Consider the following 12,443-nt stretch of genomic DNA (forward strand, 5'->3'; position numbering starts at 1 on the left):
GTACCTACGAGGGCAGAAGCAGATCCACTGTGCGAAACGCCGTCACTTCGATAATGCCGACGTCCGAAATTCGCAGCTCGGGAATCACAACCAGTGCCAGTAGCGAGTGCTGCATGTAGGCATTGTTGAGCGTGCACCCCATTTCGCGCATCGCGTCGGCCAGCTTTGCGGCCTTGCCGGCCACGATCTCGGCGCGTTCGTCGGACATTAATCCCGCAATCGGCAGCTCGACGAGTGCCAGTTCCCTCCCCTGCGACACCATCACCACGCCGCCACCGACCTGCCCCAGGCGATTGGCAGCGATGGCCATGTCCGACTTGTTGGTACCGACGACAATCATGTGATGCGAGTCGTGCGCCACCGTCGATGCGAGGGCACAATCCTGCGTATATCCAAAACCGGAAACGAAGCCGTTCGTCACACCACCAGTGCCACGATGCCGCTCCACCAGTGCGATCTGGCAGACATCGTTCCGGCGATCCATCGAGACGACGCCTTTCTCGATGCGAAGTTCCGCCGTCAAAGCGCGCGTAGGCGCCTGATTTTCCACCACTCCGATTACACGTGCCTTGACGCGGCCGGCAGCGCGCGGCGCAGGTATATCGAAATCCGCAGCATTCAGGCGCTTGCCGAGCCGCACCGTTTTCTTCACCCGTGCGGGATAGGGATATGCGGGAACGTCCGCTTCCAATTTTCCGTTGCGAGCGAGCCGCACCCCGCGCGCATAAACTTCATCGATTGCCAGGGCTGGTAAATCCGACACGATCAGCAGATCGGCCACGCGCCCCGGCGCAATTGATCCGAGCTCACGCTCAAGGTTGAAATGCTGGGCCGTGTTGAGCGTCGCCATTTGAATGGCCGTCACCGGCCGCAGTCCCTGCTCGATCGCATGGCGGACGACACGATCCATGTGCCCCTCCTCCACCAGCGTGCCTGAATGGCTGTCATCGGTGCACAGGATGAAGTTACGCGGATCCAGCCCTTGCTCTGTGATTGCCTTAATCTGGCTTGCAACATCGTACCAAGCAGAGCCCAGCCGCAGCATAGCCTTCATGCCCTGACGCACGCGCGCGATGGCATCTTCCACGCGGGTGCCCTCGTGATCGTCCGCAGGGCCGCCGGCCACATATCCGTGAAAAGGCCTGCCCAGATCCGACGATGCATAGTGGCCGCCAACCGTCTTACCCGCCTCCATCGTCGCGGCAATCTCACCGACCATCGTGGAATCGTTCTGTACGACGCCGGGGAAGTTCATCACCTCGCCTAGGCCGATGATATTGTCCCAATCCATCGCCTCGGTGACATCCTTCGCCCCCATTTCCGCCCCTGCGCGCTCCAGCGCCGGCGCGGAAGGGACGCAGGACGGCATTTGCACATAAACGTTGATCGGCTGAACGGCCGCTTCGTCATGCATGAGGCGGACGCCTTCAAGCCCCAGCACATTGGCAATCTCGTGCGGGTCGACAAACATGGACGTGGTCCCGTGCGGAATGACGGCGCGGCAGAACTCTGTCACCGTCACCATCCCGCTTTCCACATGCATGTGAGCATCGCATAGTCCGGGCACGAGATAACGTCCCCGCGCATCGACCACTTTCGTCTTCTCACCGATCGCATGGCTGGCATCCGGCCCGCAATACGCAAAGCGCCCACCCGAAATCGCAAGATCGGTGCCTGGTATCACCTCCCCCGAATGCACATTCACCCATCGCCCGTTGCGGACCACGAGATCGGCTGCCTTCCGTCCCATCGCCACGTCGACGAGCATTGGCGCAAGAGCACTCCACGGTTCGGGCTTTCTGAAGGCGTTCTTGACAGAAGCAGGCATTAACAAACTCCTCCGCATATCTCCTGAGCATCGCACGGGATTTCGGGCGATGCCAGAGGATATCCGGGAGCTGACCTAGCGACTTGCGCCGCAATTTTCCCAGCGCAATATTCCGAGTTCATAGCGCGAGAGCTGAATTCCGCCGGAGAACTTGAAGCCGCGTTGCGGTATATCTTCGGGCTTGGCGATACTCCACAGCACTGCTCTTGCCGAAGCGCTTGAGCGTGAGGGGACCGTCTGACACCGCCGTTCCGCGCGATTAGACCTGTCTTGACATCCGCCGGTCGCGGCGGCACAGGTTCCGCAAACAAAATTACAGGGAGAGAGACAAACAAGATGTTTTTGCAAAAACGCACTGCCGCGACTGCAATATTCGCTCTGACCGGGGCGCTGGTAGGGTCCGGGGCGGCCATTGCCCAGCAAGAAGTCAAGATCGGCTACGCGCTGGCCGCCGCGCCGGATTCCCACTACGGCGTTGCCGCAGAGAAATGGGAAGAGGTGGTCGAAGCCGAAACGGACGGACGTTACGAGTTTCGCCATTTCCCCTCCTCCGGTCTCGGCGGCGAGCGAGAAGTGATCGAGGGTGTCCAACTCGGCACTATCGAAGCCACGATCGTTTCCTCCGGCACACTGAGCAATTTCGTTCCTGAAGCCGGTGTCTTCGACATCCCGTTCCTGTTTCGCGACCTTGACCACGCCCGCACCGTGCTTGACGGGCCGATCGGACAGGAAATTCTGGATAAGTTTGACGATGCGGGGCTGGTGGCCCTGGCATGGGGCGAGCAGGGTTTCCGCCACATCACGAACAATCGCAACGCCATCGAAACACCAGAAGACGTTGCCGGGCTGAAACTGCGCACAATGGAAAACCCCACGCACATCACGGCCTTTGAAGCCTTGGGCGCGGCACCGACCCCGATGGCCTGGCCTGAAGTGATCAGCGCGCTCGAACAGGGCACCATCGACGGGCAGGAAAATCCGCTTTCGGTGATCACCTCGGCCAATCTCTCGGAAGTTCAGGAGCACCTGACGCTTTCCGGACATGTCTATTCACCGGCCATGCTGCTGGTTTCCAAGCAACTCTGGGACGGAATGACGCCGGAGGACCAGGAAGCCTTCAGCAAGGGCGCCGCGGAAGCCGTGACCGCGATGCGAGCTTTCGTCGACGATGTCGAAGTCTCGGGCATCGAGCAACTGACCGAGGAAGGCATGGAAATCGGTGAATTGTCGCCGGAGCAGAAAGCGGTCTTCCAAGAATCCCTGGCTGCTGCCTATGAGCAGTACTACGACACCTATGGCCAGGATCTGATCGACGGGATCATTGCCGCAGACTAATCGGCGCGCAAGCGCTCGCAGACAGGCCGGCTCACCATCCAGTGAGCCGGTCCGCTGCTTGGGGGTTGAAAGGTGAAGACTTTCGAGCACTTGTTCGTCGAAGCGAACAAATGGGCGCTCATCCTGATATTGAGCGCCATGTCTATTCTTGTTTTCGCCAATGTCTCCCTGCGTTACCTCACGAACTTCTCCATTACATGGTCGGAAGAAGTTGCGCGCTATCTGATGATCTGGATGACATTCGTCGGCGCGGGACTGGTCCTTCGTTTTGGCGGACATGTGGCGATCACGAACGGACAGGATGTGATGCCAACATCGGTGCAGCGCATTCTTCGCGCTGCGATCGCCATCCTGCTCTTCGCTTTTTTCGCCGTTATGCTGTGGATGGGACACGATTATATGGGCCGCACCCAGGCCCAGCTTACCCCGGCCACTCGCATCTCCTTCAGCTATGTATACGCGGCGATGCCAATCGGCTTCATTCTGCTGATCATCCATCTTTTGCTGATCCTGAAGAGCTATGTGCTCCACAGCCGTTTCGAGTCACTCGAGGCAGAAGATGACAGCACTCGTGACAAACTTGGCGAATCGTCTGTAACGGACGCTGCCGGCAGGATAACCTGATGGCTATCATCCTGTTCGCCAGTTTCTTCGCTCTGCTTATTATTGGTGTCCCGGTCGCTTTCGCGCTTGCGATCGCGGCCTGGTCGGCGGTGAGTCTCGGTAGCAGCTATCCGCAAATCGTCGTCGTCAAGGAAATGTTTTCAGGCCTGGACAGCTTCCCGCTCATGGCCGTGCCGTTTTTCATCCTCGCCGCAGAACTGATGACCGGCGGAGCGATGACCCACGTTCTGCTCCGTTTTGCCTCTCAGTTCGTCGGACATCTGCGCGGAGGGCTGGGTTACGCGAATGTCCTTTCCTCCAGCATGTTCGCCGGCATATCCGGCTCTGCCCTGGCTGATGCGGCAGGGCCCGGCGCCATGATGATCCGGATGATGGAAAAAGGCGGCTACGACAAATCTTACGCCAGCGCGCTAACGGCCTCTACCGCTGTCGTAGGGCCAATCATTCCGCCATCCATCATCATGATCCTGTATGCCATGCAGGATAAACGCGTCTCGGTCGGCGCTCTTTTCATGGCGGGAATCATTCCCGGCCTGCTGGTCGCCGCCGCGATGGCCGCGGCAAATTGGTATGTGAGCCGAAAGCGTGGCTACAAGGGCGGCGCTGCGCGTCCGCCCGCAAGCGAAATGGTTCGCACAACACTGCAGGCGATTCCGGCGCTGATGTTGATCGTGATCATCGTCGGCGGCATCCGCGGCGGCATCTTCACGCCTACGGAGGCGTCGGTGATCGCGGTCTTCTACGCCTTTCTCTGCGGCATGCTCGTCTATCGTTCGCTGCGCTTCCGTGACCTGCCGGCGATCATCCTGCGCGCGGCCATCTTCAGTGTCGCGGTGCTTCTGATTCTCGCTGCGGCGCGGGCTTTCGCCTGGGTGATCATCATCGAAGGTATCCCGCAGACACTCGCGGAAGCCATCGGCGTGATGCACCTTCACCCGGTGATCTTCCTGCTTGCCGTAAACCTTCTGTTGATCGTGTTCGGACTGTTCATGGACCCTCTGCCCGGGGTTCTCATCCTCGTTCCGATCCTCAGCCCAATCGCCAGCGCCCTCGGCATCGACCCGATTCACTTCGCAATCGTGGTCATATTCAATCTGACGCTGGGCCTCGTGACTCCGCCTGTGGGGGCCCTGCTCTTCGTGATTTCATCCGTGGTCAAAATCCGGCCAGCGGAAATCATTCGGGAGATGCCTTGCTTCCTCATCGCTCATCTGGCGGTGCTCCTGATCCTGACCTTCGTGCCCGCGATTTCGACCTGGCTGCCCTCTGTCAGCAGTTTCTGATGCGCAACCCAGACCAACAGAAGGACATAACGCTGGTCAGCCAACCTGGCTCTTGACAAAATCCTTCACGATCGAAACGACGCCGCGGGCAAGCAGTGAATCCAGCGCGGAGATGAGAGTGTCGACGTTCTCGCGTGTCACGATCAGCGGCGGCTCCAGCCTGATGACGTTCCGGTTGTATTCGGTGAAAGCAACCAGGATATCGTAGTCGCGCAGGAGCAGAGCTCCCAGAAATCCCGACAGCGATCCCTTCAGCTTCTCATCCAACATACCCACCATCGGGCGCAGCATAGCGGGCAAGGTGTGTGAAAAGTCCTGGAACTCCAGGCCCACCATACAGCCGCGCCCGCGCACATCCTTGATGATGCGCGGATATTTTTCCTTCAGCTCATTCAGCCGCCGAATGAGGTAATCCCCTGTCGCCTCCGCGTTCTGCATCAGCGCCTCGTCATAGAGCACATTCAGCCCCTCAATCGCCGTGACGCAGGCTTCGCCGATGCCGCCGAAGGTGGCCATGGCGTGGATCATCGCTGTTTTCGGCGTGCCATAGGCTTTCATGTAGACGTCGCGCTTCGCGATCATCGCGCCGACGGCGGCCTTTCCGGCGCCGAGCGATTTCGCGAGTGCGGTGATATCGGGCACCACTCCGTAGTGCTCGAAGGCATAGAAGCGACCAGTGCGTCCATACCCGCACTGCACTTCATCGGCCACCCAGAGCACACCGTACTTGTCGCAGAGTTGGCGCAGCTTTGGCCAGAAATCAGGCTCCGCCTCGACAATGCCACCACCGCCCTGGATCGTCTCCAGCACGATGGCCCCGATCTCGGGATCCGACTTGAAGGCATTCTCCACCGCTTCGATATCGCCGAACGGCACACGCACGGTGTTCTCGGTCAAGCGGAACTCGCCGCGATAGAGCTTGCCGTCTGTGATCGCCAGAACGCCTTTGGTCTTTCCGTGAAAAGAGTTCTCCGCATAGATGATCTTCGGCCGCTTCGGCCCCGCCGCGCGCTCCGCAAGCTTGACCGCCGCCTCCATGGCTTCGGAGCCGGAGGAGCCGAGAAAGACCATGTCCAGTTCGCCCGGCGAGCAGGCCGCGAGATTGTAGGCCAGCGTGCTCGCATACTGCGACATGAAGGCGATAGCGATTTCCTGTCGCTTTTCCTGCTGGAACTTTTCGCGCACCTCCAGGATGCGCGGGTGATTGTGGCCGAAGGCCAGCGACCCGAAACCGCCGAAAAAGTCGAGAATGTTCCGGCCATTCTGGTCGATGTAGTACATCCCCTCGGCGCGCTCGATCTTGATTTTATGGAAGCCGAGCAGCTTCATGAAATGATACTGGCCAGGGTTGAGATGCGCCTTGAAGAGCTCGGTCATACGATCGACGCTGAGCGCCTTCGCGTCATCGACGCTCATCAAGGCCGGTTTAGTCAAACCCTCCGGCGCTGGTGCTGGCGTGTCTATCGCTGTCCCGGTGTTATCATCTGCATTGGTCTTTGTGATGGCGGTCATCTGGCCCTCCCTATTCGGCCGGAACTTCGTGGCCACTGGCCGCATGGCCAGTCTTCTTGGCTCGATATTCGTCATAAGCGGCAATCAGCATGTCTTCGTCGCGATACTGTGGGATCCAGCCAAGTTCCCGCTCGCCTTTGGAGACATCCAGCACGCACATTTCGTCGGCAATCAGATATTGCTCTGGATCCATCAGCGGCATGTTCACGAGATCGAGCAGATCGAGCGTGCGTTTGACCGCCCAGCCCGGCGTCGGCAGCAAGAGCGAGCGGGAGCCGGCATGCTTGGCGAGCTTGCCAAGCAACTCGCGCACCGGCGGCGGATTGAGCGAGCCGAGATTGTAGGCCTCGTTCGGCACGCCCGACTTCCAAGCAAGCCTTGCAGCCTCCGCGCAATCAAAAACGGAGATAAACTGATAAGGGTTCTTGCCAGAACCGATCATTGGCACCGGTAAATTCAGGTCGATCAGCTTGAAAAGTTTCTCCAGGATGCCAAGCCGTCCTGGCCCGATGATGAGACGCGGGCGGAAAAGCGAAATATTCATGCCACGCTCGCGCCATTCGGCAGCGACTTTCTCCGTATCGGCCTTCGACTGGCCATATTCGCCCAACGGATTGACGGGATGATCCTCGGTCATCGGGTAAGTCACCGTATGGCCGTAGATCATGTCCGTGGTGAAATGGACGAGGTCCCTCGCCCCGGCTTTATCCATCGCGTCGATGATGTTCACGGTGCCGTGGTAGTTCACGGGATAAAAGAAGTCGTGGCGTTTGGCCCGCACTTGAATGGGCGAAAGCATCTTGGCGGACAAATTGTAGACCACGTCGTCCGCCGAAATGGGCACCGCCGCCACCGAATCCGGATCGGTCACGTCACAATGGACAAACCGGGCTTGGCCGTAATGCGACAGGTCGCTTTTGACAATATCGGCAACCACCACGTCCTCGCCATCGGCGAGCAGTCTGGGTGCGAGATGACGGCCAACGAAGCCGTCGCCACCGAATATGACATGTTTCATTGGACGACTGACCTTTCGGAAGGTTGATCATTGTTGGCTGCGACCTGCTCATCCGGTTCACCACGGCCGCTATGGGCAATCAGCACCGTACCCACGCAGATGAGCGCTATGCCCGCAATGCGATAAGCGTTGAGATCTTCACGCCAGAGCAGATAGGCCAAAACCGCGACGGCAACGTAGGCTAGGCTGAGAAACGGGTAAGCGAACGAGAGCTCGACCTTGGAAAGCACGTAAAGGTGCGATGCCATCGAAACGACAAACACGCACAGCCCCGCGAACACCCACGGGCTGAAGACGATCTGAATGATCTTGAGCACCGGATTGACGCCCGCAAAACTGACCGGCCCCAAGCTCATCATCCCATATTTCAGCATGAGTTGAGCCGCTGCGTTGGTCAGCACCGTGAATAGGATGAAAGGAATGTATTTCATGTGATCCGGCCCCCATATGTCCGCGCCGCGCCATAGGGCAGCGAGGGAAAAATTCCGTGTAAACGCCAGCTCTCGCTGACGTGAAGCCCTTTGCTGTCGCCTTGCCCCGCCACCGCCTCACTCCGCGGCCTGCGCTTTATTGCAGGAAGGCTGGAGCACCATGGCCGTTCGCCGCCAAAAATCCGACATAAAGGCCGGGTCGCGTTGACACTCCAAATCCCACCAGTTCGGGAATGATGCCTCGAAAATCTCCGCACCCATCCGCGCATCCTTGTAGGGGTTAACGGCGCCTCCGGCGCCGATAGTTATTTCATCAAGCCGATCAAGAAGTTGCCGCGTCTTGGTAGGGCGGTTCGGCAAGTCCAGCGTCAATGTGTAACCCGGTCGGGGAAAGGACATGATGCCGGGTGAAGGCACATCGCCGAAACGCTTGAGGACGGTCAGGAACGAGGCTTGCCCTGCGTCCCGCGCGGCTGCCAGGAGCGCGGGAACGACTTCACGCGCGGCATCGAGCGGTACGACACTCTGATGCTGGTATAGCCCCCCCGGCCCGTAAAGGCGGTTCCAGCGCCGCACCCCGTCGAGCGGGAAGAAGTAGCTTGCATAATGCGTGCGATGAACGCCGAGCTTGCGCCCCTTCGACCAGCGATAAACCCGGTTGAAAAGCCGAATGGAGGCTCCGTTCAGAACGTTGAAAGGCGGCTGAGCCGGCACGCTGAGGCGTGCCTGGCCGGCTGGCTTAAAACTGCCGGTACGGGAATGATTCGCGGTCATCAAAAGCCCCCTGCCCGCATGCTTCCCGCTGGCGAGTTGATCGATCCAGGCGACCGCGTATTCGTTTTCCGCGTCGGCCTCTTCGGCAAGATCGAAGTACTCGTCCAATGACGAAAAGGCGCTCACGCATTCGTCGACGTCGGCAGAATCGACCTTCATCAGCTGAATGGTTGCCTCGAGAATAAGTCCGGTCAGCCCCATGCCGCCTATGGTCGAGCGGAAAAGCGTGTCGTTTTCGGCTGGCCGGCACTCACGCTGCGAGCCATCCGATCGGAGCAAGGTGAAAGATTCGACATGGCCGCCGAATGTGCCGCGGCGATGATGGTTTTTGCCATGTACGTCGTTGGCGATGGCCCCACCCAACGTGATGAAGCGCGTGCCGGGGACCACGGCCGGAAACCAACCGTGCGGCGCGGCCCGTTCGATGATGTCGGAAAGCATGACGCCCGCCTCGGCCCTCATGATACCCGTCTCCGGATCGAAGGACAGAATCCGGTTCATGCTACGCATGTCGACCACCGCCTGGGCAGCATTCTGGCAGGTATCGCCGTATGAGCGGCCATTACCATAAGCGAGAAAGGCCCCTGGGCCGATGACATCCGAAGCGGATATCATGTCTCTGGCCTCGCCAATGGTCAGCCCGCGCATGGTCGGCTGAGTGGCGCGGCCGAAGCTCTGGTAGGGCTTACTCATTACAAACCCGCCACGATAAGCAGCACGGCGCCGAAGCCGCCGACAAGCTGGCTGCGCCAATCGCGAATTATAAAAACAATCGGATCGTCATGGACTTCGTCCCGCCGTGCCAGAAGCCAGATCCGCATCGTGATATAAAGTACGATCGGACTTAGCGGCCAGATGAGCCATGGGTACTCGTAATACTCGTAGGTGTCTCCGTTGTGCAGGTAGAGCGCCAAAACCAGCGCGGAAGAAAAGGCGGCAGCCATCCCGGCCTGCGCAATGATGTCCTGATCCTCCGCGCGGTAGCCTCGACCGGCAATTTGTTCACCCTCCGGCAGATCGGTTCCGCGCAACTCGACGTAGCGCTTCACGAGAGCCAGCGACAGAAAGAAGAAGATGGAGAATGCAAGCAGCCAGAAGGAAACGCTGATGCCGGTCGCTGCGCATCCCGCCAGAATGCGAACCGTATAAAGACCGGCCAGCATCAGCACGTCGAGCAGGAGCATGCGCTTGACGACGACTGAGTATGCCGTGGTCGAAACCAAATAAAGTGCAAGCGCGCCGGCGAAAACCGGGGGTAGAAACAGCATAATTCCAAAGCTAATCGCCATAAGCACGGCCATGGCGGAAAACCCGAACGGGATAGACAGCGCACCGCTCGCGAACGGTCGATTACGCTTTGTGAGATGCTTCCGGTCGAGTGGCAAATCCAGGAAATCGTTCAGGATGTATATCGCCGAAGCCATCGCGCTGAATGCGACAAAGGCGAGCGCCGCGGGCCAAAGTATAGCTGGATTGAGATACTCATGCGCCAGCACCACCGGTACGAAGACCAGCGCATTCTTTACCCACTGGTGCATGCGCAACATTTTGCCCACGGTCTTCGGCGTGACCGCAGGCGCTGAAATCAACTCGCCGCCGCGAGCGGCATGCCATCGCGCCGCACTGCGGTCCGGCGCAACCACGATCGCGCGCCGGGCCGCGTCGAACACCGGCACATCGGCACGGCTGTTGCCGGCATAATCGAAACCGCCATCGCCGAACTGCTCTGTCAATGCCTGCTTCTTTGCGTTGGACGCCATGTTGAGATGTGGGTCCGTGCAAATCACACCATCGAACACACCGAGGTAGGCGGCGATCTGCTCGGCCAGTTTGCGTGGAGCCGCCGTCGCCAGAATGATGCGGCGGCCGGCGGCACGCTCCTCCCGCAACCGCGCCAGGAGACGCTCCCGATACGGCAAGGCCGAGGGATCGAAGTCGACGCGCGCTGCAATCTCGCATTTCAAGCGCGCCCTGCCCTTCCAGAGCCAGAACGGCAGGAGAAATAGACAATGCGGACTACGGCGGATAAGCAGGAACAGGCTTTCCCACAGCAAATCGGTAGCAATTAATGTTCCGTCGAGATCGACCGCAAGCGGAACGGCAACACCTTCGGACCTCACGTCCATGTCATGCCCCCAAACCTTTATCCCCAAGGTTTCCCTTAGAGGAGGGGTGTAGTTTCGAACCGCTTCTAAACCCTAAATTTCGGACACATTGGAAGCGCACGCGATGGTTTTCCGTCTACAGGGTTAACGCACAGTGTCGTAATGCTCTGACGTCGCTCCAGCGAAAGCCCGTGACGTCTTATTTGCCTCGGGCACACAGACTGCCTTATAGGTTCGGGTCGTGGGGAGGAGCATCGGCAATCGCATGGTGGAATATTCGGCGCTCGCGCTTCTCAAGAACGCGTTTACCGGGAACCGGGACTGGAAGCAAGCATGGCGCAAACCAGAGCCTAAGCCGGCCTATGATGTCGTCGTCATCGGTGGCGGCGGCCATGGCCTGGCAACGGCCTACTATCTTGCCAAAGAACACGGTATCACGAACGTCGCGGTGATCGAGAAGGGCTGGCTCGGCTCAGGCAACATCGGGCGCAATACCACGATCGTTCGATCGAACTACTTGCTGCCCGACTCCATTCGCTTTTATGATTTCTCGGTCCGACTTTGGGAAAACCTTTCCCACGAACTGAACTATAACGTCATGTTTTCCCAGCGTGGGGTTCTTAATCTCGCCCATTCGCCGGGCCAGGCGGACGAATACATCCGCCGCGGTAATGCCATGCGCCACGAAGGGGGCGATGGAGTCTGGCTCTCACGGGATGAGATAGCCCGCAAAGTACCGGGCGTCGATCTCTCACCAAACGCACGGTTTCCCGTTGTCGGCGGCCTGCTGCAACCCCGCGCTGGAACAGCACGCCACGATGCCGTGGCATGGGGCTACGCCCGCGCTGCCGACCGGCACGGGGTCGATATCGTTGAAAACTGCGAGGTCACGGGCTTTCTGCGCGAGGGCGATATCATCACAGGCGTGACCACCACGCGTGGCGAAATCCGCGCCAAGAAGATCGCGCTCGCCGTTGCCGGCAACACCAGTCGCCTCTTGCAGATGGCTGGCATAGACCGTTTCCCCATTGAAAGCCACGTGCTGCAGGCCTTCGTCTCCGAGTCGATCAAGCCGTTGGTGAACTGCGTCGTCACGTTCGGCGGGGGGCATCTCTACATGTCGCAGTCGGACAAGGGCGGACTCGTCTTCGGCGGCGATCTCGACGGCTACAACTCCTATGCCCAGCGCGGAAACTTGCCTTTGGTCGAGGAAGTCATGAGCGAGATGACGGCGATGTTCCCCGCGGTTGCCCGGCTGCGGCTCCTGCGCTCATGGGGCGGCGTGATGGACATGTCCATGGACGGATCGCCGATCATTACAAAAGGGCCGCTTCCGGGCATGTATCTCAACTCCGGCTGGTGCTATGGCGGGTTCAAGGCCACGCCCGCTTCCGGCTTTTCCTTTGCATGGACAATTGCCAAGGGCGAACCGCACAAGACAAACGCACCCTTCACGCTCTCCCGCTTCGAACGCGGAAACGTCATTGACGAAAAGGGGCAAGGCCCCACGCCGAAACTGCACTGAGGTTCACT

At 59.4% G+C, this 12,443-nt stretch carries 10 protein-coding genes; 4 read left to right on the forward strand and 6 right to left on the reverse strand.

Features of this window, described 5'->3' with window-relative positions; translation table 11 throughout:
• Positions 1 to 4: 4 nt before the first annotated feature.
• Positions 5 to 1,828: an adenine deaminase gene (gene ade, locus LY631_RS05770; RefSeq protein WP_274424171.1), complete on the reverse strand. Its 1,824-nt coding sequence runs from the start codon at positions 1,826 to 1,828 to the stop codon at positions 5 to 7.
• Positions 1,829 to 2,164: 336 nt separating this feature from the next.
• Here ade and LY631_RS05775 point away from each other — a divergent pair, with 336 nt between their 5' ends.
• From LY631_RS05775 to LY631_RS05785, 3 genes are all read left to right on the forward strand, one after another.
• Positions 2,165 to 3,163, forward strand: coding sequence for a TRAP transporter substrate-binding protein (locus LY631_RS05775; protein WP_274424172.1), 999 nt, complete (start codon positions 2,165 to 2,167; stop codon positions 3,161 to 3,163).
• 90 nt (positions 3,164 to 3,253) lie between these two features.
• Positions 3,254 to 3,787, forward strand: coding sequence for a TRAP transporter small permease (locus LY631_RS05780; protein ID WP_274424173.1), 534 nt, complete (start codon positions 3,254 to 3,256; stop codon positions 3,785 to 3,787).
• Positions 3,787 to 5,070, forward strand: a complete 1,284-nt coding sequence (locus LY631_RS05785; protein WP_274424174.1) for a TRAP transporter large permease — start codon at positions 3,787 to 3,789, stop codon at positions 5,068 to 5,070. Before LY631_RS05780 ends, LY631_RS05785 begins: the two co-directional genes overlap by 1 nt.
• Positions 5,071 to 5,106: 36 nt before the next feature.
• On the opposite strand, the gene LY631_RS05790 is transcribed toward LY631_RS05785, so the two are convergent.
• The 5 genes from LY631_RS05790 to LY631_RS05810 all read right to left on the reverse strand — a co-directional run bounded on the left by LY631_RS05790 (position 5,107) and on the right by LY631_RS05810 (position 10,931).
• Complete coding sequence (locus LY631_RS05790) at positions 5,107 to 6,486, reverse strand: aspartate aminotransferase family protein (RefSeq protein ID WP_274424463.1); 1,380 nt, start codon at positions 6,484 to 6,486, stop codon at positions 5,107 to 5,109.
• Positions 6,487 to 6,592: 106 nt separating this feature from the next.
• Entirely contained in the window at positions 6,593 to 7,600 is a 1,008-nt protein-coding gene (locus LY631_RS05795) for an NAD-dependent epimerase/dehydratase family protein (protein WP_274424175.1), read from the reverse strand.
• Positions 7,597 to 8,031, reverse strand: a complete 435-nt coding sequence (locus tag LY631_RS05800; protein WP_274424176.1) for an EamA family transporter — start codon at positions 8,029 to 8,031, stop codon at positions 7,597 to 7,599. The genes LY631_RS05795 and LY631_RS05800 overlap by 4 nt, the downstream gene beginning before the upstream one ends.
• 117 nt (positions 8,032 to 8,148) lie before the next feature.
• A complete protein-coding gene (locus LY631_RS05805) occupies positions 8,149 to 9,498 on the reverse strand; it encodes an FAD-binding oxidoreductase (protein ID WP_274424177.1) in 1,350 nt (449 codons plus the stop codon).
• On the reverse strand, positions 9,498 to 10,931 hold the full coding sequence (locus LY631_RS05810; RefSeq protein ID WP_274424178.1) for a UbiA family prenyltransferase: 1,434 nt from the start codon (positions 10,929 to 10,931) through the stop codon (positions 9,498 to 9,500). Before LY631_RS05810 ends, LY631_RS05805 begins: the two co-directional genes overlap by 1 nt.
• Before the next feature lie 244 nt (positions 10,932 to 11,175).
• Between LY631_RS05810 and LY631_RS05815 the strand changes: the two genes are divergently transcribed.
• The gene (locus tag LY631_RS05815) at positions 11,176 to 12,435 is read left to right on the forward strand and encodes a sarcosine oxidase subunit beta family protein (protein ID WP_274424179.1); all 1,260 of its coding nucleotides are present in this window, start codon (positions 11,176 to 11,178) and stop codon (positions 12,433 to 12,435) included.
• Positions 12,436 to 12,443 lie beyond the last annotated feature (8 nt).

The organism is Chelativorans sp. YIM 93263, assembly GCF_028767125.1.
Lineage (GTDB): Bacteria > Pseudomonadota > Alphaproteobacteria > Rhizobiales > Rhizobiaceae > Chelativorans.